The following is a 22965-nucleotide window of genomic DNA, read 5'->3' on the forward strand; positions in this document are numbered from 1 at the left end:
CATGGCGACCTCGGGATGGAACGCTGGGTGGGCTGGGGAGTCATTGCTAATAATCTGGCGACCATCGCGCAATTTTTGATCAAGCATCGGCGCGGGGTCCTGCTGCCTTATGTTGAAAAGTGATTTCTTGGACACGAACTACCTACACCCACAAAGTTGCCAGAGAGGGTCCGCTGAGGTTTTCCTGTCGTTATTTCCCATAACTGAATGAAGTCATCGCCTCCTGCAGAAGCTAGCAGTTGCCCATCAGGGCTGAACTCAATACTTGATACTGTGTTAGTGTGACGACTAAGTGTGTAAAGCAATTTGCCAGTCTTCACTTCCCATAGCCGGATGATATTATCTCCCCCTCCTGACGCCAGCAATTTCCCGTCGGGGCTAAACCTGACTCTCCAAACTTCAAGGGGAATAGTTTCGTATTTCCACTCAAGTTTCTGGATCAATCGTCCCGTCTTAACGTCCCATATCCTTACACTCCCATCAGCACTGCCTGACGCCAGCAAGCTCCCATCAGGGCTAAAGTCAACTGAAACAACTTTGCGTGGATGCCCTTCAAGAGTTTGCAGGAGTTGACCAGTTGTGACATCCCATAATCGAATGTTTTGATTTTCTACAACGTCATCTGCTGTTGCCACTATTTGGCCGCTTGGGTGAAGAGACATATCCCAAATATATGCTCCTGTCTCGATAAGCCTTACTTGCTTGAGTGATTTGTTGTAGATGTACAAGCCGATAGTACTGGCAATTACAATAGGCTCTCCTTGCGATGCCCAAACAATCTTTTGTGCCCGCCCCATGCCTATTCTCATAATGCGCTTTGCAGAAAACGATAACGGCGCAGGTTGAGGCGTAAATGTCGGCGTTAGACTCTGTGTGTTTGTGGGATTGGGCGTTAGAGTAGCTGTCGGCTGGAGCTGAGGCGCTGGGGTGGTAGCCGTAAAAGGAATCCCTGGTTTGGATGTGCCACAGCCCGCCAGAAAAATGGCTAACAACAAAGAACCGGCAAAGGAATTGAGTTTACCCATAGCTTTTATGCATAAAGAGAAGCAACCCTACATTACTTTACCCATACATGCCAGTCGTCGCCCAACTCGCGGTGCGCGCCGGGATTCAAGTTGGGGCAGTTGCATTTGCGCTCGGCGGGCAGGGCGGCGATGACGGGTTCAAGTTGCTCGAGAGTCGGCGACTGGCCGACGACGACGAGGGCGGCGTAACAAAGCTCGAGTTCGCGGGCCGGCGACCATTCGGGCGCAAGGCCCCACACGGCTACATCGCCGCCCAGGGCGCGCCAGGCTTTGGCTTCGGCGGGAGTGATGGGACGGGGCGGGCAGGCGACGGCAGTGCCAAGAGAGAAAGAGTTAGAGTTAGAGCTAGGGTTTGAAATAGCGGCGGTGAGGGCGGCGCGAGTTTCATTACAGAACGGCGGAGTCATTTGCACGTAGCCCAGGCCGCGATTGACGAAGAAGGTGGTGGGGCCGCCGCGGGTTTGATCGATCACATCGTCCGGCACAAGGCAGTCGCCGGGCTTCAGCAGGCGGTTGAGGAGCAAGCCGTTGAAGAGGCCGATAATGCGTGCTACGCCCATTTCTTTGGCGGCATAGACGCGCGCGCGCGGGTCGCCGTCGCGCCCGAAAAGGCCGATCTCGCGCCCAGCGATTGTGGCAACACTAAACGTAGCCGGGCCGAAAGGGGCGTCGGTTGTTTTGTTCGCGGGCGCGTCCGCGCCCCAAATCGCAATTTCCATCAATTCTTCTCCAGCAGTTGCGCCGCTTTCAAACATAGGGCCAGACCTTCTCTTGCCACTTCCGGGCCGAAGCGGCGCGGCGAGCCGGGCCGGGCCAACCCTGAAGCGATGTTGGTGACGATGCATAGCGAGGCGTAAGGCAGGCTCATTTCGTCGGCGAGAAACACTTCGGGGACAAGCGTCATGCCTACCACGTCCGCGCCCATTTGGGCGAAGGCGGCGATCTCGGCGGGAGTTTCGAGACGCGGGCCTTCGGTGCAAACGTAGACGCCGCGCGAAAACGCAGGGGTCGCCGACTCGATCAAAGCGGCCCGACCGGCCTCCCAAAACGTCCCCTTGAGAGACGGCGTCCCCGACGATTGGAAAGAGGCGGCGTCGCGCGCGCGAGTCGCGTCAATCAAATCATCCGGCACGAGCTTATCGCCAACATTGAGCATGGGATTGATCGCGCCGACGCCGTTCCACGACAAAATGGCAGTTGCCCCGTATTCTTTGGCCGCCCACAGGTTGGCGCAATGGTTGACGAAGGCGGCGGAGCGGGCCAGCTTGTCTGCGCCGTGGCGCGATGAGAAAAGAACCCCCACCCCCGGCCCCCGCTTGCGCGCCGTTGAAAAAACACCAACAGGGGAGGGGAGAGAGAACCGCAAAAAGATCGGCGCAGGGCCGAAGGGGGTGTCGAGCGGCGGCAGGCTCTCGGCGTTGCCGAAGTCGGCGGGGGTGAGGTGGTAGGCGGCGGTTCCACCGAAGATGCAAATCACGATATGTTTCTCCCGATGGCATTGGCAACGCGGCGCAGACTTGGAACGAGATCGGCAAATTGATCGGTGGCGAGTGACTGTTGCCCGTCGGAGAGGGCAAGGGCGGGCTGAGGGTGAACTTCGACGAGCAGGCCGTCGGCGCCGGCGGCGAGGGCGGCGCGAGACACTTCAGGCACAAGGTCGGCGCGGCCGGTGGCGTGGCTGGGGTCAACGATGATCGGCAAGTCGCACAGGCGGTGCATGAGCGGCACGGCGTTGATGTCGAGGGTGAAGCGCGTGGCGGTTTCCACGGCGCGGATGCCGCGCTCGCACAAAATGATGCGCTCGTTGCCGCGCGCGCGAATGTGTTCGACCGCGCCGAGCCATTCTTCGACAGTGGCCGCGAGGCCGCGCTTGAGAATCACCGGCAGTTTCGTTTCGCCGATGGCGTGCAGGAGCGGGTAGTTCTGCATCGAGCGCGCACCGATCTGCAAAATTTGCGCGTGGCGGGCGACGAGGTCAACGTCGGTGTGGGCCATCACTTCGGTGACCACGGGCAGGCCGACGGCGTCGCCCGCTTGCCGCAAGAGGCGCAGGCCGTCGGCACCCAATCCTTGAAACGAGTGCGGAGTGGTGCGCGGCTTGAACGCGCCTCCTCGCAACACGGCGGCCCCGGCAGATTTGACGGCGCGAGCGGCGGCCAATATTTGATCTTCGGATTCCACCGAGCACGGCCCGGCCATGATGATCACGCCGGGGCCGCCGATGGTGAGGCCGCCGACCAAAGGGAAGGCGCGAGTGGCCGGGGCGGTCAAACCGATCTCCCAGCGGATCAGTTCGTGGCGCGGCCATTCCCAATCGTCGGGGCGAGTCGAGTTACCCATAAAAAAAGTGGTCGGCGATCTCGGATGCCTTGAACACACCCCGGTCGGTGACGATGGCCGTGATAAGTTCGGGCGGGGTGATGTCGAAGGCCGGGTAGTAGCCGCCGATGCCGGGGACGGCGGTGCGAATGCGGGCGGCGTTGCCTTGCGCGTCAACACCCATCGCATGAAACACTTCGTCGGGATTGCGCTCTTCGATGGGAATGTCTGCCCCGGTGCGCGTGTGCGGGTCGGGGCCGTCGTAGCCCAGCACGTAAAACGGGAGATGATGATGGTGGGCGGCGATAGCGATTTGATAGGTGCCGACTTTGTTGGTGATGTGACCGTCCAGGGTGATGCGGTCGGCGGCGCAGATAAACACGTCCACCAGCCCCCGGCTCATCACGAACGCAGGCATGCCGTCGGTGATGAGGGTGCAGGGGATGCCGAGTTCGCGGGCGGTGGCGGCGGTGAGGCGCGCCCCTTGCAGGTAGGGCCGGGTCTCGGTGGGAAACAGGTGCAACGACTTGCCCTGCTCTTTCGCGATCCACAACATTTGAGCGAGCGCCGCGCCGGCGATGCAATGAGTGAGGATGCGATCACCGTCGCGCAATAAATCGGCGGCAAAACTTCCGCACCGGCGGGCGACTTCGTTGCCGCGCTCGATCTCGCCGTTCACAAACGACAAGATCGCTTCGGCGTCTTCGCCCGCTTTGAGGGCTTGCGGAATCAAGTGATGCAGGTCGTCGGCGGTGGGGCGCGTGGCCAGGAGGCGTTGCGCGGCGGCGGGCAGGTTCTCGCCTTTGAAGGCGGCCAGGGCCAGGCCCAGCCCGGCGGCGTAAGCCAGCGGCGGCCCACCCTGCACTACCATGTCTTCAATCGCTCGCGCCACTTCCTCAACCGTGCGGCACTCGACAAATTCGGTCGCGAACGGATAGCGGCGGCGGTCGAGCAAAATCACCGCGCAACGTTCGCGGTCGTAGCGGAGGGTGTTGAAGCGGTCGGCGAGGAGAGCGGGGCAGGGCATGAAAATTAGAGAATTAGAGAATTGGAGACTTGCCCTGAGCGAAGTCGAAGGGTTGGAGAAGGGTGCGGATGGAGTCGGCGGAAACAAGGCCGGCGTGCATTTCGATGGCGGCTTCGGCTTCCTGGCGGATGTCGAGCGAGGGGCTGGAGGTGAGGCTGTCGGTGCCGAGGGCCACCGGGATTTCAGCGGCCAGAAACTTCTCCAGCGGCATCCGGCCACATTGCAGACGTTGATTACTGCGCGGGCAGTGAACGACCATTGAGCCGGAGCGGGCGATGCGCTGAATGTCGGCCTCGTCCACTTGCACGCAGTGGATGAGCAACGGTTTCGTTTCCAGCACGCCGAGGTCTTCGAGATAGGCAACGGGCGAGCAACGAGGGATGGGAAGATCGGGCAGGTTGAGGGCGCGTTTCAATTCCAGAAAATCGCCCGTGCCATGCTGGAGCAGTTCAACTTCAGCCTGGCTCTCGGCGATGTGAACGCAGAGCGGCACGCTCTCGGCAACGCACCAGGCCGCGCCTTCGCGGAACAAATCGGGGTGGCACGAGTAGGGGGCGTGAATGGTGAGGCCGACTCGCATCGTGTTTTCGCGTTTGCGGTAAGAGTCAATTTTGGCCTCGGTCTCGCGCAGACGTTGCAGGGCCGCTGTTGGTTCGAGGCCGAGAACTTCAAGATAGACAACGCCGCTCAAGCCGGAGTCGAGCAGTGGCTCGACACTCGCCCCGGTGGCCGAGATGTCGCCCACCATCGTCGTGCCTGTCTCACGCAAGGCGGCGACCCCGGCCTCCACCGCTTTTTGGTAAGGCACCAGACCATCGTTGGCAATGGCCCGGCGGGCGGCGATCAGCGTTTGAATCCAAGCGACAAAAGATGAGCCTTCAGACGGCGGTAGCAGATGCGCGAACCCGCCAAGTTCGAGGTGGGTGTGCGCGTTGACAAGCGGAGGGGACGTTGGCACTACAGAATTTCTTCACCGCGAAGACGCAAAGACGCAAAGAGCGCAAAGATTTCCTTTAATTCCCTTGTTTCCTTAGCGTCCTTTGCGCCTTTGCGGTTCACTTTTTTACGCGGCCATTGGCTCTTTGCCGTCGCCACCGAGGAGGGGGAGCGGGATGAAGTCGGGCATGGCGGCGAGGGCATCGGGCGGAACAGCGCCGTTGTCGTCTGCCGGGTCGCGGTATTCGCGCAGAATGTTGTAGCTGGAGTCGCGCTGGGCCGGGTAGAATCCGGCGGCCCGAATCTGGCGGTGAAATTCGGCGACGGTCATCATCGGGCTGACTTTGGTGATCGCGCCCGCCGACGAGACCACATTCTCTTCGATCATCGTCGAACCCATATCATCGCAACCGAAATGCAGGGCCACCTGCCCCACCTTTGCGCCCATCGTCGGCCACGAGGCGGCCAGGTGCGGAATGTTGTCGAGGAAGATGCGGGCGAGGGCGGTGTGGCGCAAGTATTCGTTGGGTGTCGCCCCATACTCGGCGCGGAATTTGCTCCGGCCCAGCGGCGTGCCTTCGATTTGAACGGGCCACGAGATGAAGGCGTTGAAGCCGCGTGAGCCTTTGGCCAGCGCCTTATCCTGCGCCTCGCGCAGGCGCTGAAAGTGATTCAGCCGGTGGCGTGGTTCTTCGCGGAAGCCAATGACCATCGTGGCTGTCGTCGTCAGGTCGAGTGAGTGGGCCACTTCCATGATCCCCAGCCAGTTGCCGGTTTTGATCTTCTTGGGGCTGACCCGGTTGCGAATTTCGTCGTCGAGGATTTCGCCGCCGCCGCCGGGCAGGCCGCGCAGGCCGGCGGCCTTGAGTTCGGTCAACACTTCCAGCCAGCTCTTGCCGGAAATTTCGCTCATGAATTCAATTTCCGAGGGCGAGAAGGCGTCAATCTCTATCTCAGGGAAAGTCTGGTTAATCCAACCGACCAGGTCGGTGTAATACTCAAACGGCAGGTCGGGGTTGTGGCCGCCTTGCATGAGAATGCGCGTCGCGCCGAGCGTGAGCGCCTCGCGAATTTTGTGGCCGAGAATCTCTTTAGAGTTGACGTAGGCCCTGGGGTGGTTGGACTTGGGCGCGTAGAAGTTGCAGAACTGGCAGTCGGTGACGCAGACGTTGGTGTAATTGATGTTGCGGTCAATGAGGTACGTCACGCGGTCGCCGGGGTTGATCTGCTGGCGGCGGGCGTTGGCGGCCTCGCCGAGGGCGAGCAGGTCGGCGTGTTCATAAAGATATAAACCTTCTTCGTAGCTGATGCGTTCGCCATCGAAAACTTTGGCGAGAATTTCGTCAGTGCGGGTTCCGTTCGTGTTCATTAAGGCTCCGGTCTTTTTTTAGGACGCTGATGAACGCAGATAAACACAGATTTTCATTTTTTATCTGTGTCCATCAGCGTTTATCTGCGTCCCAATTATTTCGAGAAATTCGAGCGGCGGGCGGTCTTTGCCGAGAGCCGAGTCGAGGTAGGTGTTGAGGCCCTGCAAGTCCCAGTCGGTGAGGCTGTAGCGCAGGTCGCGCAGGTAGCGGGCGCACACGCCGACCGGCAGGCCGAGGCGCGGGGCGTAGGCGGTGGCCAAGGTATCAATGGCGGCTAAACCGTCGCCGGTCGAGTCGTGCAAGGCTTGTGGAATGTCGAGGGTTAGCAGTTCCGGTAGGGCGGCGCGTCGGGCGGCCCACAGCGCGAACACAAAGGGCAGGCCGGTGTGCTTGAGCCACTCGTCGCCCAGATCAAAAACGTAAGGCCGGGCGGTTTCGCCGGAGGGCGTGATCAACATGCGATGCTGGTTGCCTTCCATCAGCGCCGTGTCGCCGATGACCAGCGCCGCCTGGCATTCGTTCATCATCGCCGCCAGGTTTTGCGGGCGCACCCGCCAGTCGGCGTCGGCCTCGTAGCGTTCGCGGAACAGCAGTTTGAGCAGGGCCACGCTGGTGGCCGAGTGATCGGTGAGGGCAATTGGCTGACCGGCGAGTTCAAGCGGGTCGGGCTTCCACGAGAACAGCAAAACGGTTTTGACCGCGCCAATGGAGGCGATGCTGAGGCCGGGGAGGATGACCACGTCTTCGGCGTGGCGGGCAGCCTCGATGGCCGAGATGGGCGCCAGATCAACTTCCCCGGCGGCCAGCGCCCGGTTGAGAGTCGTCGGCACCCCCCGCGCAAAGCGGACATCCTTCCCCGTCAGCCGTTTCGCCAGTGAATACTGAAAGGGCTGGGTGTTGAGGTAATCAATGAGACCAATAGTGAGCATAAGGAATACCCAATACTGAATACAGAATACTCAATATTGGGTATTGAGTATTCTGTATTGGGTATTAGTTTTCATAGGTGTTGACGATGTTATAGAGCGTGTCGCGTTCAACGGGCCGGTAGCCGGCGGCGCGGATGAAGCGCATGAGTTCGTTCTTGTCCATAGCCTGCGACGTTTTGGCCCCGGCGTCGTGGTAAATCTTCTCTTCGATCACCGTGCCGTCAAGATCGTCCGCGCCGAACGAGAGGGCCACCTGCGCCAGTTCGGGCGTGAGCATGATCCAGTAGGCCTTGATGTGCGGGAAGTTGTCGAGCAGGAGGCGAGCAATGGAGAGCGTCTTGAGATCGTCCACGCCGGTCGTCCACTGGCGGTGAACTTTCTTGCCGAGATTGTTTTCTTCGGGATGAAAAGCCAGCGGGATGAAGGTCTGGAAGCCGCCGGACTTGTCCTGCTGTTCGCGCAGGCGGATCATGTGATCCACCCGGTGCTCATATTTTTCGACGTGGCCGTAGAGCATGGTGGCGTTGGTGTGCAGGCCGAGGCGATGAGCCGTGTCGTGAATCGCCAGCCACGTTTCGGCGTCCGCCTTCTCCGGGCAAATTTTGCGGCGCACGTCCCAGTGAAAAATTTCGGCCCCGCCGCCGGGCATCGAGTCCAGGCCGGCGGCGATCAACCGCTTCAGCACTTCTTCATTCGTCAGGCCGGTCAGCTCGCGGAAGAAATCAATCTCGACGGCAGTGAAGGCTTTGAGATGCACTTTTGGATACTCGCGCTTGAGGGCGCGCAGAACGTCTTCGTAATACTCGAAGCCGAGGGTGGGATGCAGGCCGCCGACGATGTGAAATTCGGTGATGCCTTCGTCTACCGTCGGGCGAATGTGCTCGACGATCTGCTCCGGCATCCAGGTGTAAGCGCCCGGCTCTTTGTCCGAGTTGCGGGCGAACGAACAGAAGTTGCAGTGGAAGGCGCAGACGTTGGTAGGGTTGATGTGGCGGTTCTTGTTGAAGTAGACCACGTCGCCGCTTTTGCGGCGGCGCACGGTGTCGGCCAGCCGCCCCACCGTGAGCAGGTCGTTCGACTCGAACAGGCGCAGGCCGTCTTCAAAAGAGAGGCGCTCGCCTTCGACTATTTTTTCTTCAATGTCCGCCAGGGGACGCTTGGTTTGAATCGCAATTGTCATGACTTTCTCCAAAACAGGATTTCAATTGCGATAATTATAACAAATGGGATGCCGGTTGACCGACTTGGTTATCCCGCCGCCAACACTGCGACCATCGTCGCCGCAAAAATCGTCAAACTGATATAACCGTTGACGTTGAAAAACGCCAGGTCTACTTTTGACAGATCGTTTGGCTTGACGAGTGAATGCTCCCAGACGAACAACGCGGCAATGGCCGCCAGCCCGACCCAGAACGGCCAGCCCAGCCCGAACCAGGCCCCGACCGCGCCGAGCAAAATCACCGTGAGCGCGTGGCAAACTTGCGCCAGCCTCAATGCAAAGGCGATCCCAAACCGGGCCGGGATCGAATGCAGACCTTCGCGCTGATCGAACTCCACGTCCTGGCAGGCGTAGATCAAATCGAAGCCGCCGATCCAAACGGTGAGCGCGGCCAACAACAGCCACGCCGGAATATCTGAGGCCAACCAGAACGTGCCAGTGATGGCCACCCACGCGCCCGCCGGGGCCAGTCCGTCGGTGAAGCCGAGGATGAAATGGGAGAGCCAGGTGAAACGTTTGGCGTACGCATAGCCGACCAGAAAAACGAGCGCGCCCGGAAACAAATAGAACGCCACCGGGTTCAACAGCCAGGCTGAGACGGCCAACACTACCAGCGAAATGACAGCCCCCACCGCCACCGCCGGCGACGAAATCTTCCCCGACTGAATGGGCCGGTTGGCCGTGCGCGGGTTGCGGGCGTCAATGTGGCGGTCAATCAGCCGATTGAGGCTCATGCCTGCCGTGCGCGCCGCCGCCATCGCCACTGTGATCCAGATCAACTTCCACCAGCCCGGCCAGCCGCCTGCCGCGAGCAACAAACCTAAATACGCAAACGGCAAGGCAAAGACCGTGTGCTCGAACTTGATCATTTCGAGGAAGGTTCGGGTGCGAGAGATTATCACAATTCTACCGCCTTCTTGATCCCCCGCAACATCTCGACCCGAATCCAGCCGCTGAAGAAGCCGATGAGCATCCAGTAAAAGCGGAACAGCATCCGGCTTTTGGGATCGGGCACGCACACTCGCGTTTCGGTGCTCAAGCGCGTCAGGCCGTTTCCATTCGGCGCAAGGTGAAAGTTCATCGCCGCTTTGGCGTATGCCGGATCGTCAAAGCGCAGAAAGGCTTCGCCGTTTGTCAGCGTCACTTGTTCTGGAACCGGCTGCCAAAACTTGCCGATGAGGCCGACGACGATCTCTTCGTTTGGCGCTTCGGCCACTTTGACGAAGCCACCCTTGTCGAGCATCTGAATGAACGGCGGCTCTTGTTGCTGTGCCTGCCGCAAAGCCGCGCGGCTTTTAGCGGTGAGCATGGCAGGCAGTCGGCGCAACGTGAACAGAAACCGCGTCGCCGCTGAGTCGCCCAGACGGTATTCCTGCAGAGCGCGGTACACTCGCTCTGGTGTAGCCCGAATCTCAATCGCGTGAACTTCGTTCACGTCGAACTGCGGCAGAGACTGCTCAAGAAGCGTCATATAAGGTCTGCCCTCTACAACCCCAACTCTTTCCACATCTCGTCCACCTTCTTCTTCGTCGCTTCATCCATCCGCACCACCTCAGGCCAGCCGCGGGTGTAGCCTTCGTCCGGGCCTTTGGCGGTAGCGTCCACCCCAATCTTACCGCCAAATGAGTGGCGGTACGAGGCGTGATCGAGATGATCCACCGGGCCTTCGACGACGACGATGTCCTTGCTCCAGTCCACGTTGCCCAGCGTCTGCCAGGCCACTTCGTGTAAGTTGTGAACATCCACCCACTCGTCCACCACCACGATTGCCTTCGCCAGCATCATCAGCCCCAGACCCCAAACGCCAAACATCACCTTGCGGGCGTGGCCGGGGAAGCGCTTGCGAATTTTGACGATGACCAGATTGTGGAACACACCGGCGGGCGGCATGTGGTAGTCCAACACTTCGGGTAAAAAGAGTCGGAGCAGGGGCAGGAATAGCCGCTCGGTGGCCTTGCCCAAATACACGTCCTCAACCGGCGGCACGCCCACAATCGTCGTCGGGTAAATCGGGTTCTTGCGGTGGGTGATCGCCGTGACGTGAAAGACCGGGAACGGCTCGGCGGGTGTGTAGTAGCCGGTGTGGTCGCCGAACGGCCCTTCGATCTCGTGCTCGTTCGGGTCCACGTAGCCCTCGATCACAATCTCGGCGTCCGCCGGAACTTCAATCGGTTGAGTCACGCACTTCACAAACTCCACCGGCTTGCCGCGAATCCAGCCGGCCAGCAGATACTCGTCAATGTTTGGTGGGAGCGGAGCGGACGCGCACCACATCGAGGCCGGGTCGCCGCCGAGGACAATTGCTGCTGGGAATGTCGGGGCAGGTCTGAGACCTGCTCGTACCGCCTCTCGCGCCTTGCGCTCGTGCTCGGCTCCGCCCTTGTGCCTCTGCCAGTGCATGGCTAGCTTGCGCTCGCCAAGCACCTGCAGGCGATACATGCCCACGTTGCGAGTATTGCTCACCGGATCACGAGTGATGACTTGCATCAAGGTAATAAATTTTCCGGCGTCGCCCGGCCAGCATTTCAGAATGGGCAAAGTGTTCAGGTTCGGTGCGTCCTGCTCAACCACTTCTTGTACCGGGCCACGACTCGTCATCGTCGGCCCAAGTCCAATGCTCTTGAGCACGTTCAAAAAATCCATACCGCGATCAATCATCGGCCCCAGCCCTTGCGGCAAACGAAAGTCCACCAGCTTCGCCAGCCGGTGATTCAACTCCTCCAAGTCGTCCACGCCGAGCGCGGTTGCTATACGCCGGTCGGAGCCAAACAGGTTGATGGCGACGGGCATCGAAAAGCCCTGCACATTCTCGAAGAGCAAGGCTTTGTTTTTGGCCGACGGCCCCTTCATCACCCGGTCGGTAATCTCAGTAATCTCAAGTTCAGGTGAGACCGGCGTCTTAATCCGAATCAACTCGCCCTGCTTCTCCAGCAGGGCCATGAATTCCCGCATATCTTTGAATGTCACATTGCCTCCGTCAGATTGTCACGAAGGATTATATCTAACTTCCCCCTAATTTTCAGGCAGTATAATCCGGCCCATGCTCAACAAAAAACTGGCCGCGACGATCCTGCTGGCCATTGGGATCGGCGCGATCGCTCTTTTCAAATATGACTCAATTCGCTGGCGGATTGAACTGGTGCGCGGCGCGATTCTCGATTTGGCCGCCCCGGCCGGGGACACGTTGCCCACCGCCCTCCCTTCGGTCGCCGCAGAGACGGTTTCCCCGCCTCTTTCGGTGGTGGCAGAATTCAATTCCCCACCAGTGGCGGCGACCCCGATTCCAACAGTGACTGCCACGTCCATCCCAATCTCACTTGTCACGCCGCCCGAGTCAGTCACCCTCAAATCGCCCAAATGGGAGAAACAAGACATCAACAACTGCGGCCCGGCTACGCTGGCAATGTACTTGCGCTTTTACGGCTGGCAAGGCACGCAGGACGAGGTGGCGAAAGTTGTTCACCCGAATCAGCGCGACAAGAACGTGCGTTGGGACGAGATGGTGTATTACGTGAAAACGCACGCCGGCTGGCTCGATGCCTTGTTCCGCGTGGGCGGCACGGTGGACAAGTTGAAGCTGTTTCTGGCGAACGGTTATCCGGTGGTGATTGAAACGGGCTATGAGGTGGAGCAGGGCTGGGTGGGCCACTACTTGCTGATTACGGGCTACGATGACTCGGAGGAAATCTTCATCGTTCAAGACGTGACTGCCGGGCCGGATCGCCGTGTGCCTTACGAGACGGTTGACCAGCAGTGGCAGGAGTTCAACCGGCTGTACATCGTCGTCTTTCCGCCGGATGACATTGAGGTGATCAACGCCCTGCTCGGCCCGGATGTTGACGAGACTGTGAACCGACAGAACGCGCTGGCCGCCGCCCGGACTGACACGCAAACCGAACCGGAGAACGCCTTTGCCTGGTTCAACCTCGGCTCGAACTTGAACTACTTTGACCGTTACGCCGAAGCCGCCGAAGCCTTTGACAAGGCGCGCGAACTCGGATTGCCAAAGCGTATGCTCTTCTATCAGTTCGGGCCGTATCGCGCCTACTTCAATCTTGGACGTTACCAGGACGTGATTGACCTCAGCACCTTCACCCTCGACTACCGTCCCGACCTCGAAGAGTCGTACTTCTGGCGGGCGTGGGCCGAATACATGCTGGGCGACAAGAACGCTGCCATCGCCGACTTCCGCAACGCGCTGGAGGTGAACCCGACGTTTAATGATGCGAAGGTGGCGTTGGAGAGTATTGGGGTGAAGCCGTGAGGGAGACAACGGATTTGGGGAATGGGGCGGATCAAATCCGTTGCCTGCAACGATGAGAGGTGACAACGGATTTGGGGAATGGGGCGGATCAATCTGTATAATTCCCCAAATCCGTTGTCCACACCACTATGACTGAACTCCTCCCAAGTCCCTCACCGGCTCCATCCTCCGCGCCTATTACGACGTTTACAATGGCACAGGCCGGACTTACCCGGAGCGTTTCTACGACCGGGCGATGGTGTATGACTTGAACACAATGGCAATTCGTTGCATTCAACAACCTGAATGGCAAATCACCTATCGCGAGAAGGTCGTCGGCAAACAGATTTTAGACATCCTTATTGCTGGAGAAGTCGTCGTCGAAAACAAAGTCGCGCTCGGCCTCACCCGTCTGCACAAAGCACAGTTGATTTCTTATCTCAAGGTGACAGGCAAACAAGTAGGCTTGTTGCTTAACTTTGGCGGGCCAAAGCCGGAGTTTCAGCGGCTATACTTCACTCCACGCGAGCCGAAAGCGAGCAAAGCGAGTGTCGAGCGTGTGGCTGAAAACCCGGAGCTGGCCGGTTTGATTGAGCCAGAGATGGTTTATGAAATTGTGGGCGGCCTGTTTGACGTTCATGCCACGTTGGGGCCGGGGTTTATGGGCCGTATCTATGCCAATGCCTGCTATCATGAACTCAAATTGCGCGGGTTGCCGATTAAACCATACAAGGCAGTCCAGGTTTTCTATCGCGGCGAATCGCTTGGCGAACTTAAATTCGGCCACCTGCGCGTAAGTGGTGCGGTCATGGTTTTTCCTACCGCCGCCAAAAGTGTCGCCGATTTTGAACTCGACAACTTCCGCGAGTGGTTGCGCGTCCAACAGGCCTCGCTGGGCATCCTCGCCAACTTCCATGACACCGAACTCAAGCCGCTCTTTCTGAAGCCCAAATCCGTCCAATTCCCCAAATCCGTTGTCTAAAATGCGCCTCCCCCGCCCCCTCCTCCTCACCCTCGCCGCTTTCGGCCTCGCCCTCTGCCTCTTTGCCAGCGGCGCGTTTTACAACAGCCGCACGTTCACCGACCGAATATACCCGCGCATTGACCGCTTCCTCAGCGGCCTCGGTTCAAACCAACCGGAAGCTGTGCCCACGCTCGCCGTCACCCTCGCCGACCCGCCAACCTTTGCGGTGGAAACGCCAACATCAATTGCCACCCCAAAAGGCGAAGACACAGCTTCGCCCCTACAAACAACCCAACAACCTAACAACCTAACCACCCAATCTCCAACCCCTGAACCAACCGCCGTTTCTGTCATCTACGATCTTCCGGCCAGCATCACGCTTGAGGGCGCGCGCTACGAGCCACAGCTTTACAACAACTGCGGCCCGGCCACGCTCACCGCGGCGCTGGTGTATTGGGGCTGGCGCGGCTCGGAGCCGGACGAATTGGTGTGGTATGCGGCAGGCAAAGACGTGCGCTGGCAGAGAGACATCGCCAGCGTGATCAAGCCGAACAAGAGCGATAAGAACGTGATGGCTTACGAGTTGGCAAACTATGCCATCGAACAAGCGGGCCTCAGCGCCGAGATTCGCTATGGCGGCGATATTGACGTGATCAAACGTTTCGTCGCCAACGGTTTCCCGGTCATCATCGAGCGCGGCTTCCGCGAGGAGGAGCACGGGCAGGTGGGGCAAGGCTGGGAGGGCCACTACGGCCTCATCACCGGCTACGACGACAACGCCCGCAAGTTCCTGACGCAAGACTCGTTCAAAGGCGCAAACTACTGGCGCGATTACGACGCCGAAGTGAAAGATTGGCGCGACTTCAACTATCTCTACATCATCTTGTATCCGGGCAATCGCGCCGCCGAAGTGACGGCTTTGCTGGGGCCGGACGCCGACGTGGGCGCAAACTACAACCGCGCCCTCGCTAAAGCCCAGGCCGACGCGGCCAGACACACCGACCCGCTCGATCTCGCTTTCGACTGGTTCAACGTCGGCACGTCGCTCCAACTGCTGGAGCGCAATGAGGACGCCGCCCTGGCCTTCGATCAGGCGCGCAGTTATGGAATACTGCCCTATCGCATGTTGTGGTATCAGACCTTCATGTACAAAGCCTATTTCTACACCGAGCGCTATCAGGACGTGATTGACCTGGCGAACGTCACCCTGCAAACGCCGGGGATGGAAGAGAGCCTCTACTGGCGCGGCTGGGCCTACTACCAGCTTGGCGACCTCGACCGGGCCGTCGCCGACATGCGCGCCGCCCTCGACGCCCACCCGGACTGGGATCAGGCGCTGGCGGCGCTGGCGCAGTGGGGAGTAAGCCCATAGTCGAAGAGAGAAGAGAGAAAAGAGACTCTCTTCTCTTTTCTCTCTTCTCTTTTCTCCCTATCTTCACAATGAAACTCTTTCGCGCCTCCGCCCTCCTCGCCCTCCTCTTCGGAATTGACAAACTCATCGGCCTCGGGCGGCAGGTGCTGATCAATCAACGCTACGGCCTCACCCGCGCTCTCGATGCCTATAATGTCGCCAACAATTTACCCGACACTGTCGTTGCGATGCTGTCCGGCGGGGCTTTGGCAATTGCCATCATTCCCTTGCTAGCCGAAACCCTCGGCCACGAGGGCCGAGCGGCGATGTGGGGACTCTTCAGCCGTGTCACGAATCTGATCTTTGCCACAGCGGCAGTGTTGGCTCTGGCCCTTGCCATCTTTGCGATGCCGCTGGTACAACACATAGTCGTCCCCGGTTACGATTTAGATCGTCAAATACTGGTGGCAAGCTTGATGCGCCTCGATCTGATCGCTATGCTCATCTTTTGTATCAGCGGGCTGGTGATGGGTGGCCTACAGGCGCAACAGCACTTTCTCCTTCCCGGTCTGGCGCCCATTCTCTATAACGTGGGCCAGATCGGCGGCGTGCTGTTGCTCTCCGGGCGGTTTGGCATCTACGGCCTGGCTTACGGAGTGATCGGCGGCGCAGTTTTGCATTTAGGGATTCAGATTCCCGGATTGATCCACTACGGCTTCCAGTGGTCGCCGTCACTGCAATGGCGGCATCCGGGTTTATTGCGTGTATTTCGGCTCATGGGGCCGCGCATTGTGAACATCGCCATCGTGCAACTGATCTTTATCCTCACCGACCGCTTTGCCTCTTTTATTCCGGGCGAAGGCGTTGCCTCGGCCCTCACTCTCGGCTGGACAATCATGCAACTGCCGCAAACGGTGATCGGCACGGCGGCGGCCACCGCCCTTTTGCCGTCGCTCGCCGAATTAATCAGCCGGGGTGATGACCATGCATTACGCACCACCCTACAGACTGCGATCAAAGTTGTGCTGGCGCTTACGTTGTTGGCAACCATCATCTCACTCGCCTTCGTCCGCCCGGCAGTGGAACTCGTTTTCGAAGGACGAGGCAAATTCACTGCTGAAAATACGGCATTGCTGATTCCAGCGGCACAGATGTTTTTGCTGGGCATCGCCGGACATTCTCTGGTGGAAATCGCCGTTCGCACTTTCTATGCGCGGCAACGCCCTTGGACTCCGTTGATCGCCGCCGCCCTCACCGCCGTTGTATTCGTGGGTTTATGCTTTGCTCTTACTCCGCTCATGGGCCACGCCGGGATCGCCCTGGCGAACACGTTGGCCTTCACGGCTGAAGCTTTGGGCCTGTTGTGGCTTCTGCGACGGCAAAATGTTTTGTAGCCGGACTGTGATACCGCTTGCCAGAGTTGTTTCTTCTGATATACTTCCGCTCCAACAACTTATTCATTCTTGGAGGATACAATGCAAGACACGATGGAATACGGGAAAGCGTTTACGTTTCCCCAACAGGATACAGACTGGATCAAGAAAGTGGCGATTGCCGGTGGCATCATGTTTGCTGGCCTGGCATTCAGTTGGCTTCTGCTAATTCCGGCCATCGCCGCCGGACTGCTACTGGGCGGATACGGCCTCGAAATCACCCGCCGCGTCATCGCCGGTGAGAGCAACCTTTTGCCGGAGTGGACGGACTTTGGCGGCCTGTTCAAGAAGGGCTTCTCGGTGTTCGTCGTCCAGTTGGTTTACGCATTGCCAATTATTGTGTTGGCGTTATGTATTACGGTTCCTTACATAGCCGCAAGCGTCGCTGCCGGCTCATCCTCGAACGACGCAGCAGGAACCATGGCCATAATTGCCAACGTGGTGAGCGTCTGCTGTAGTTGTGTGATCGCCATCTACGCCATCTTCATGGCGATGTTAATGCCCGCCGCCATCGGCAAACTTGCCGCCACCGGCGAAATTGGCCCGGCCCTGCGCGTGGGTGAAGTGGTGGCCCTCGTTCGCGCCAAACCGGCAGTGTTTCTCATTGTAGCCTTGCTGTCGGGCCTTGCTTCCTCGATCCTGTCGTCTATTGGCTCGGCCATCTGCGGCATTGGCGCGCCGTTTGGCATCGCCTATGCCATCATTGTCGCTTCGCACCTCTACGGCCAGGCCTACAAAGTGGCCTCTGCCGAAAGCGGCGGGGCGGCCTCCCCGGCGGCTCCGGCCACGATGTAACCTTTTCCTGAATCAAAAACGGCGACTCGGAGGAGCCGCCGTTTTTTGATTCTCGTTTAACTGTTATTGCTTTTCGTAAGGCTGGCCGTCGGCGGCGGGGGGAATGGCCCGCCCCACCAACCCGGCCAGGGCGATCATCGTGGCAATGTATGGGGCCATGAGCAAAAACTGTGACGGGATGGGCGTGCGCAGAAGCGCCAGCTTGTTCTGCAACGAGTCGGCGAAACCGAAGATCAGCGACGAGCCAAACGCGCCGAACGGCGTCCACTTGCCGAAGATCATCGCCGCCAGGCCGATAAAGCCGCGCCCGGCAGTCATCAACTCCTCGAAACGCCCCACCGAGCCGAGGGTGAAATACGCGCCGCCAAAACCGGCCATCAGCCCGCCCAGCACCACGTTGACGTAGCGGGTGCGAAAAACGTTGATGCCCAGCGTATCGGCGGCTTTGGGATGTTCGCCCACAGCCCGCACTCGCAAACCCCAGCGCGTGTAAAACAACGCTACGTGAACCACTACCAACAGAATGTATGTGCCGTAAGTGAAGATGTTGCTGTCGAAAAAGATTCCGCCGACGACAGGAAGCTTGGACAGAACGGGCACCGGCCAGTTTTTAAACACCCCCACGTTGTTCAATTCCGGAATCTGTTGCATGAACTTGCTGGAGATGAAGCTGGTCATGCCGGTGGAGAAGATATTGATGACTGTGCCGCTGATGATCTGATCCACTTTATAGCGGATGGACAGCACGGCGTGGACGAAGGCCAACAACCCGCTGGTAAGCAGGCCGGCCAGCAGGCCGCCCCACAAATGCACCTGATAGGTTGTGCACAGGCTCGGCACATCCGCCGGGCCGCACTGGGACAAAATGTAGCTTCCAACCAGAGTTGACATCATGGCCGAGCCAAGCATCAGGCCTTCGATGGCGATGTTGACCACCCCGGCCCGTTCGCACAAAATGCCCGACAGCGCGCCGAGGGTGAGCGGCACCGAGCGCAACACTGCCGTCTTGAGCATCCCGGCCAGGTTGATGGATTGATCGCGAGTGGCCCAGACCAGAAAGGTGAAGATGAAGGAGAGAGCCACGATCCCAAGTATCACGTTGGTAAGGCGGCCAAACCCGCGCGCCAGTTGGTAGCCGCCCATCGCCGCCGAGAGCACGGCCAGCAGAGTCACCGTGCCGCTGGAGGGGATGACCCAGTCGGGCAGACGGTCAGCTGCCGGGACCTGCCCCTGGTTGAGGCCGAAGGTTGAGACCAGGGCCGAGTCCACGCCGTTGGCGAAGAGCCAGTACATGGCAATGGCAAGCACGAGAAAGACGATGCCCATCACCCGTTCGCGGGTGGCGTGAGCCTGTTGCACAAACGATTTGGTTGAAGTTGTAGTTGTCGCTGCCATCACTCACCCCGCCGTTGTTCATTGCTCATGGTTTCACTGTTCATTGTTTACTTGCCCCAACCGCGTGTGAACACCGTGCCCTCGCCTTCACCCGCTTCTTTGAGCCGGTAGATAGCCCGGATGATGGCCGGGGCGGCGATGAAGGCGATGATGAGCGCCTGAATGATCGAGATGATGTCAATTGGAATGCGGGCCACGCTCTGCATGCGCGTCGTCCCGCTGCGGAGCGTGCCAAACAAAAGCGCCGCCAGCACCACGCCGAACGGATGACTCTTGCCCAGCAAGGCCAGGGCAATGCTGTCGAAACCGTAACCGGACGAGAAGGCGAAGGCCAGATTGTGGTTCACGCCCAACACTTCGTTGGCCCCGGCCAGCCCGGCCAGCGCCCCCGACAGGCACATGGCGATGATCAGGTTGCGGGTAATGTTCATGCCGGCATACCTGGCCGCGTTCGGGTTCGCGCCCACCGTCCGAATCTCGAACCCGAACGTGGTCTTGAAGAGGAACCAGTAGACCACGAACGCCACGCCCAGGGCAACAAAGAAACCCAGGTGAAAACGGATCGGGTCGGGAAAGAGGCGCGGCAGTTCGGCAGAGACTTCGATGGGCGGGCTGATGGGGTTGGCCGAGCTTGGCTCCTTCAGCGGCCCTTTGTCGCCCAGCAACCACTCGCTCAGGCGGAAGGCAATGTAGTTCATCATGATCGTGTTGATCACTTCGTGCGCCCCGGTCTTGGCTTTAAGAATGGCCGGAACAAAGGCCCAGGCCGCTCCGCCCAGCGCCCCGGCCAACAGCGCCAGCGGCAGGTGAATGATCGCCGGCAGGCCCTTGAGGGCAAAGCCCGCCCACACCGAGCAGATCGCGCCGATGAACAACTGCCCTTCGGCGCCGATGTTGAACAGGCCGCACCGGAAACCAACCGCCACCGACAGCCCGGCAAAAATATACGGGGTGGCCGCCACCAGGCTTTCGGTGATCGGATAAAAAGCGTCAATAATCTCTTTGCTGTCGCCGCTTTGCAGGGCGGCGATGATCTGCCCCAGTGAACCGAGCGACCCTTCTAGCAACGAGCCATAGGCCGTCGAAATCGCCGTCCAGGCCGCGCTAAAGGCCGCGCCCGGCTGGCTGCCGAAGTTCTTGAACGCCTCCAGCACGGCAAAGTCGGTGAAGACGATGACCAGCGAGCCGAAGAGAAAGGCCGTAAACATAGCCAGGGCCGGCATCAGCGCCGGGCGCACAATTGTTTGAAGTCGGGATGTGTTCGTCAAAGCGCTACCTCACAATTAATACTCAATACTGAATACCCATTACTCAAAAACCTAAGCGGCAAGAGGAATATTGGGTATTGAGTATTGAGTATTGGGTATTGGGTACTCAAAATACCGCCGTCGCCGCTTCGGCTTCCTGCGGCTTGGCCACCTGCGACGGATCAACCCCGGCCATGAGCAGGCCAAGATATTCCTTGTTCACTTCAGCCCGATCCACGACGGCCACCACCCGCCCGCGATACATCACCGCAATGCGATCCGAGAGGGCCAGAATCTCATCAAGCTCGGTTGAAACCAGCAGAACCGCGCAACCGTCGGAGCGCTTCTCGATGATGCGGCCATGAATATATTCAATCGAGCCAACGTCCAGGCCGCGCGTGGGCTGGGCGGCGATGAGCAGTTTGATGGGCCGCGACAATTCGCGGGCAATGATAACTTTTTGCTGGTTGCCGCCGGAGAGCGAGCCGGCCGAAGTTTCAATGCCCGGCGTGCGCACGTCGAACTGACGTACACGATCTGCCGCCGCCTTATCCACTTCGTTTTGCTGAATGAGGATGTTCTGGGCAAACGGCGGCAGGTAGTAGGTGTTCAACACCATATTGTCGGCTACGGGGTACGACAGCACCAGTCCGTCGCGCTGGCGATCTTCGGGCACGTGGGCCACGCCCATCTCCACAATCTGTCGCGGGCTGGCGTGTGTGGTGGCGTGGCCCAGGATGGTGGCCTGGCCGGAAAATGGCGAACGCAAGCCGGTGAGGGCTTCCACCAACTCGGTCTGGCCGTTGCCCTGCACCCCGGCCACCCCCATCACCTCCCCGGCTCGCACGTCAAACGTCACCCCGTCCACGGCCAGGTTTTCACGATCATCCAACACCCGCAAATCCTTCACGTGCAGAACCGGCTCGCCGGGTTTGGCCGCCACTTTCTTCACCGTTAGCTCCACACTGCGGCCCACCATCATCGAAGCTAGTTGCGGCTCGGTGGCCGTCTTGGGGTCGGCTTCACCCACCACCTTGCCCAGCCGCAAAACGTTGATGCGGTCGGCAACCGCCAGCACCTCGCGCAATTTGTGAGTGATGAAGATAATGGACTTGCCCTTCTCCACCAGCGACTTGATGACCTTGAAGAGATCGTCGGCTTCCTGCGGCGTGAGCACCGCCGTCGGCTCGTCGAGAATCAAAATGTCGGCGTTGCGATAAAGCAGTTTGATGATCTCCACCCGCTGTTGCAGGCCGACCGGCAGGTCTTTGATGTAAGAGTCGGGAGCAACGGGCAGGCCGTATTGTTCAGAAATATGGCGGATGCGATCCGCCGCCGATTTCTTGTCGAGAAACACGCCGCCCACCAGCGACTCGACTCCGAGCATGACGTTTTCGGTGACGGTAAGCACCGGCACCAGCATGAAGTGCTGGTGAACCATGCCCACGCCGGCGGCAATTGCATCGTTGGGGCTGTGAACTTTGATCGGCTGGCCCTTGACAATGATCTCGCCCTCGTCCGGCTGGTACAGGCCGTAGAGCACATTCATCAACGTGGACTTGCCCGCGCCGTTCTCGCCCAGCAGGGCCAGAATCTCGCCCTGATTGAGCGTCAGGTCAATGTGATCATTTGCCAGCACACCGGGGAAACGTTTGGTGATTCCATGTAGTTCAAGAATTGGGGGCATGGGTGTTGGGGGTTGTCAGAAGATTGGAGAGTAGCGAGAGTTTAGCACAAGGATGCCCAAAATGAAACAGGCGGCCCGAACTTCTTCAGGCCGCCTGTTTGTTGAGCTAAGCAGACAGGGTCACAGGTATCCAAGTAGACATATTTACTTGTTTCCCTGTCTACTTCTTTCCTGCTTACTTGAGCGAAGAGAAAGTGCTAACCGCGATCTTGCCGTCAATGATGTCCTGCTGAACAGCGGCCAGTTCATCCTTGAGTTCCTGCGAGACGGCGGAGTCGAAGTCGTGGAAAGCGGCCAGGCCCACCCCGTCGTTGGCCAGGTTGCCAACGTAGGTGCCGCCCGCGAACGAGCCACCGGCCACCGCCTTCGACGCCTCCAGCACCGACAACTCCAGGTGCTTGAGCACGCTCGACAGCATGATCTCCTTGTACTCCGGCGCGCTGACGTACTGGTCGGTGTCCACGCCAATCATCATCACCCCGCCGCCGCGCTCCTTGATGGCCGCCGCTGAGCCGAGGCCCACCGGCCCGGCCACCGGGAAGATCACGTCCGCGCCTTCGTCCATCAGGTTCTCGGCCAGACGCTTGCCGTCATCCAGACTGGTGAAGTTGCCGGCGAACAGGCCGTCTTTGGCGGCGTTGTCCCAGCCCAGCACCTTCACATCCGTTCCCTTCTGAGCGTTGTAATACTCAACGCCTTCCTGGAACCCGACCATGAAGTCGGCCACCGGCGGGATGTTGATCCCGCCAAACGTGCCCACGATACCCGTCTGGCTCATCCCTGCCGCCAGATACCCGGCCATGAACGACGCTTCGTTGGTCGCATACACCTGACCCCAAACGTTCGGGATCACCGGGTCATAGGCAAAGTCCAAAATCTGGAAACTCTGATCCGGGTAAGCCGCCGCCGCTGTCGAAGTCGCCTCCCCCAGCAGGAAGCCTACGGTGACGATCAGGTCGCACTTGCCATCCACGAACTCTTTGATGTTCTTCTCGTAATCCGTCTGTTGCTTGGACTCGAGGAAC

The 22965-nt window shown here is 59.4% G+C and carries 21 protein-coding genes; 5 read left to right on the forward strand and 16 right to left on the reverse strand.

The annotated features are described in order from the left end of the window. Positions 1-107: 107 nt before the first annotated feature. From HYZ49_16610 to HYZ49_16665, 12 genes are all read right to left on the reverse strand, one after another. Complete coding sequence (locus tag HYZ49_16610; protein ID MBI3243906.1) at positions 108-1025, reverse strand: WD40 repeat domain-containing protein; 918 nt, start codon at positions 1023-1025, stop codon at positions 108-110. 32 nt (positions 1026-1057) lie between these two features. Beyond that, entirely contained in the window at positions 1058-1744 is a 687-nt protein-coding gene (locus HYZ49_16615) for a hypothetical protein (protein ID MBI3243907.1), read from the reverse strand. Beyond that, entirely contained in the window at positions 1744-2502 is a 759-nt protein-coding gene (locus HYZ49_16620) for an MTAP family purine nucleoside phosphorylase (protein ID MBI3243908.1), read from the reverse strand. Before HYZ49_16620 ends, HYZ49_16615 begins: the two co-directional genes overlap by 1 nt. Next, positions 2499-3365: a 3-deoxy-7-phosphoheptulonate synthase gene (gene aroF, locus HYZ49_16625; protein ID MBI3243909.1), complete on the reverse strand. Its 867-nt coding sequence runs from the start codon at positions 3363-3365 to the stop codon at positions 2499-2501. Before aroF ends, HYZ49_16620 begins: the two co-directional genes overlap by 4 nt. Further along, positions 3358-4371 (reverse strand): s-methyl-5-thioribose-1-phosphate isomerase, encoded by a 1014-nt coding sequence (locus HYZ49_16630; GenBank protein MBI3243910.1) that lies wholly within the window; start codon positions 4369-4371, stop codon positions 3358-3360. Before HYZ49_16630 ends, aroF begins: the two co-directional genes overlap by 8 nt. Positions 4372-4384: 13 nt before the next feature. Beyond that, positions 4385-5329 (reverse strand): amidohydrolase family protein, encoded by a 945-nt coding sequence (locus tag HYZ49_16635; protein ID MBI3243911.1) that lies wholly within the window; start codon positions 5327-5329, stop codon positions 4385-4387. 105 nt (positions 5330-5434) lie between these two features. Then, positions 5435-6676: a dehypoxanthine futalosine cyclase gene (gene mqnC, locus HYZ49_16640; GenBank protein MBI3243912.1), complete on the reverse strand. Its 1242-nt coding sequence runs from the start codon at positions 6674-6676 to the stop codon at positions 5435-5437. A gap of 60 nt (positions 6677-6736) precedes the next feature. After that, on the reverse strand, positions 6737-7606 hold the full coding sequence (locus HYZ49_16645; GenBank protein ID MBI3243913.1) for a menaquinone biosynthesis protein: 870 nt from the start codon (positions 7604-7606) through the stop codon (positions 6737-6739). Between the two features lie 64 nt (positions 7607-7670). Next, on the reverse strand, positions 7671-8786 hold the full coding sequence (gene mqnE, locus HYZ49_16650; protein MBI3243914.1) for an aminofutalosine synthase MqnE: 1116 nt from the start codon (positions 8784-8786) through the stop codon (positions 7671-7673). A gap of 68 nt (positions 8787-8854) precedes the next feature. Next, on the reverse strand, positions 8855-9694 hold the full coding sequence (locus tag HYZ49_16655) for a UbiA family prenyltransferase (GenBank protein ID MBI3243915.1): 840 nt from the start codon (positions 9692-9694) through the stop codon (positions 8855-8857). A gap of 29 nt (positions 9695-9723) precedes the next feature. Continuing rightward, positions 9724-10296: a hypothetical protein gene (locus HYZ49_16660; GenBank protein ID MBI3243916.1), complete on the reverse strand. Its 573-nt coding sequence runs from the start codon at positions 10294-10296 to the stop codon at positions 9724-9726. Between the two features lie 14 nt (positions 10297-10310). Beyond that, a complete protein-coding gene (locus HYZ49_16665; GenBank protein MBI3243917.1) occupies positions 10311-11792 on the reverse strand; it encodes a menaquinone biosynthesis decarboxylase in 1482 nt (493 codons plus the stop codon). 73 nt (positions 11793-11865) lie between these two features. On the opposite strand from HYZ49_16665, the gene HYZ49_16670 reads away from it, so the two are divergent. From HYZ49_16670 to HYZ49_16690, 5 genes are all read left to right on the forward strand, one after another. Continuing rightward, the gene (locus HYZ49_16670; protein ID MBI3243918.1) at positions 11866-13089 is read left to right on the forward strand and encodes a C39 family peptidase; all 1224 of its coding nucleotides are present in this window, start codon (positions 11866-11868) and stop codon (positions 13087-13089) included. A gap of 256 nt (positions 13090-13345) precedes the next feature. Continuing rightward, entirely contained in the window at positions 13346-14050 is a 705-nt protein-coding gene (locus HYZ49_16675) for a GxxExxY protein (GenBank protein MBI3243919.1), read from the forward strand. A gap of 1 nt (position 14051) precedes the next feature. Continuing rightward, positions 14052-15404 (forward strand): C39 family peptidase, encoded by a 1353-nt coding sequence (locus tag HYZ49_16680; protein MBI3243920.1) that lies wholly within the window; start codon positions 14052-14054, stop codon positions 15402-15404. Positions 15405-15472: 68 nt separating this feature from the next. After that, positions 15473-16777, forward strand: coding sequence for a murein biosynthesis integral membrane protein MurJ (gene murJ / locus HYZ49_16685; protein MBI3243921.1), 1305 nt, complete (start codon positions 15473-15475; stop codon positions 16775-16777). Between the two features lie 81 nt (positions 16778-16858). Next, positions 16859-17611: a DUF4013 domain-containing protein gene (locus tag HYZ49_16690; GenBank protein ID MBI3243922.1), complete on the forward strand. Its 753-nt coding sequence runs from the start codon at positions 16859-16861 to the stop codon at positions 17609-17611. 63 nt (positions 17612-17674) lie between these two features. Here HYZ49_16690 and HYZ49_16695 read toward each other — a convergent pair whose 3' ends face one another. From HYZ49_16695 to HYZ49_16710, 4 genes are all read right to left on the reverse strand, one after another. Beyond that, complete coding sequence (locus HYZ49_16695; GenBank protein MBI3243923.1) at positions 17675-19006, reverse strand: ABC transporter permease; 1332 nt, start codon at positions 19004-19006, stop codon at positions 17675-17677. A gap of 47 nt (positions 19007-19053) precedes the next feature. Further along, positions 19054-20274, reverse strand: a complete 1221-nt coding sequence (locus tag HYZ49_16700) for an ABC transporter permease (GenBank protein ID MBI3243924.1) — start codon at positions 20272-20274, stop codon at positions 19054-19056. Between the two features lie 106 nt (positions 20275-20380). Then, positions 20381-21940: an ABC transporter ATP-binding protein gene (locus HYZ49_16705; protein ID MBI3243925.1), complete on the reverse strand. Its 1560-nt coding sequence runs from the start codon at positions 21938-21940 to the stop codon at positions 20381-20383. A gap of 175 nt (positions 21941-22115) precedes the next feature. Further along, positions 22116-22965 (reverse strand): BMP family ABC transporter substrate-binding protein (locus tag HYZ49_16710; protein ID MBI3243926.1); only part of this gene is annotated, 850 nt, incomplete at its 5' end.

It is taken from the genome of Chloroflexota bacterium (genome assembly GCA_016197225.1).
Taxonomy (GTDB): domain Bacteria; phylum Chloroflexota; class Anaerolineae; order Anaerolineales; family VGOW01; genus VGOW01.

Coding starts and splice junctions, on each gene's coding strand:
- HYZ49_16610 (MBI3243906.1), bottom strand. CDS start 1,025: ATGGGTAAACTCAATTCCTTTGCCGGTTCTTTGTTGTTAGCCATTTTT.
- HYZ49_16615 (MBI3243907.1), bottom strand. CDS start 1,744: ATGGAAATTGCGATTTGGGGCGCGGACGCGCCCGCGAACAAAACAACC.
- aroF (MBI3243909.1), bottom strand. CDS start 3,365: ATGGGTAACTCGACTCGCCCCGACGATTGGGAATGGCCGCGCCACGAA.
- HYZ49_16630 (MBI3243910.1), bottom strand. CDS start 4,371: ATGCCCTGCCCCGCTCTCCTCGCCGACCGCTTCAACACCCTCCGCTAC.
- mqnC (MBI3243912.1), bottom strand. CDS start 6,676: ATGAACACGAACGGAACCCGCACTGACGAAATTCTCGCCAAAGTTTTC.
- HYZ49_16645 (MBI3243913.1), bottom strand. CDS start 7,606: ATGCTCACTATTGGTCTCATTGATTACCTCAACACCCAGCCCTTTCAG.
- mqnE (MBI3243914.1), bottom strand. CDS start 8,786: ATGACAATTGCGATTCAAACCAAGCGTCCCCTGGCGGACATTGAAGAA.
- HYZ49_16655 (MBI3243915.1), bottom strand. CDS start 9,694: ATGATCAAGTTCGAGCACACGGTCTTTGCCTTGCCGTTTGCGTATTTA.
- HYZ49_16660 (MBI3243916.1), bottom strand. CDS start 10,296: ATGACGCTTCTTGAGCAGTCTCTGCCGCAGTTCGACGTGAACGAAGTT.
- HYZ49_16670 (MBI3243918.1), top strand. CDS start 11,866: ATGCTCAACAAAAAACTGGCCGCGACGATCCTGCTGGCCATTGGGATC.
- HYZ49_16675 (MBI3243919.1), top strand. CDS start 13,346: ATGGCAATTCGTTGCATTCAACAACCTGAATGGCAAATCACCTATCGC.
- HYZ49_16680 (MBI3243920.1), top strand. CDS start 14,052: ATGCGCCTCCCCCGCCCCCTCCTCCTCACCCTCGCCGCTTTCGGCCTC.
- murJ (MBI3243921.1), top strand. CDS start 15,473: ATGAAACTCTTTCGCGCCTCCGCCCTCCTCGCCCTCCTCTTCGGAATT.
- HYZ49_16690 (MBI3243922.1), top strand. CDS start 16,859: ATGCAAGACACGATGGAATACGGGAAAGCGTTTACGTTTCCCCAACAG.
- HYZ49_16695 (MBI3243923.1), bottom strand. CDS start 19,006: ATGGCAGCGACAACTACAACTTCAACCAAATCGTTTGTGCAACAGGCT.
- HYZ49_16705 (MBI3243925.1), bottom strand. CDS start 21,940: ATGCCCCCAATTCTTGAACTACATGGAATCACCAAACGTTTCCCCGGT.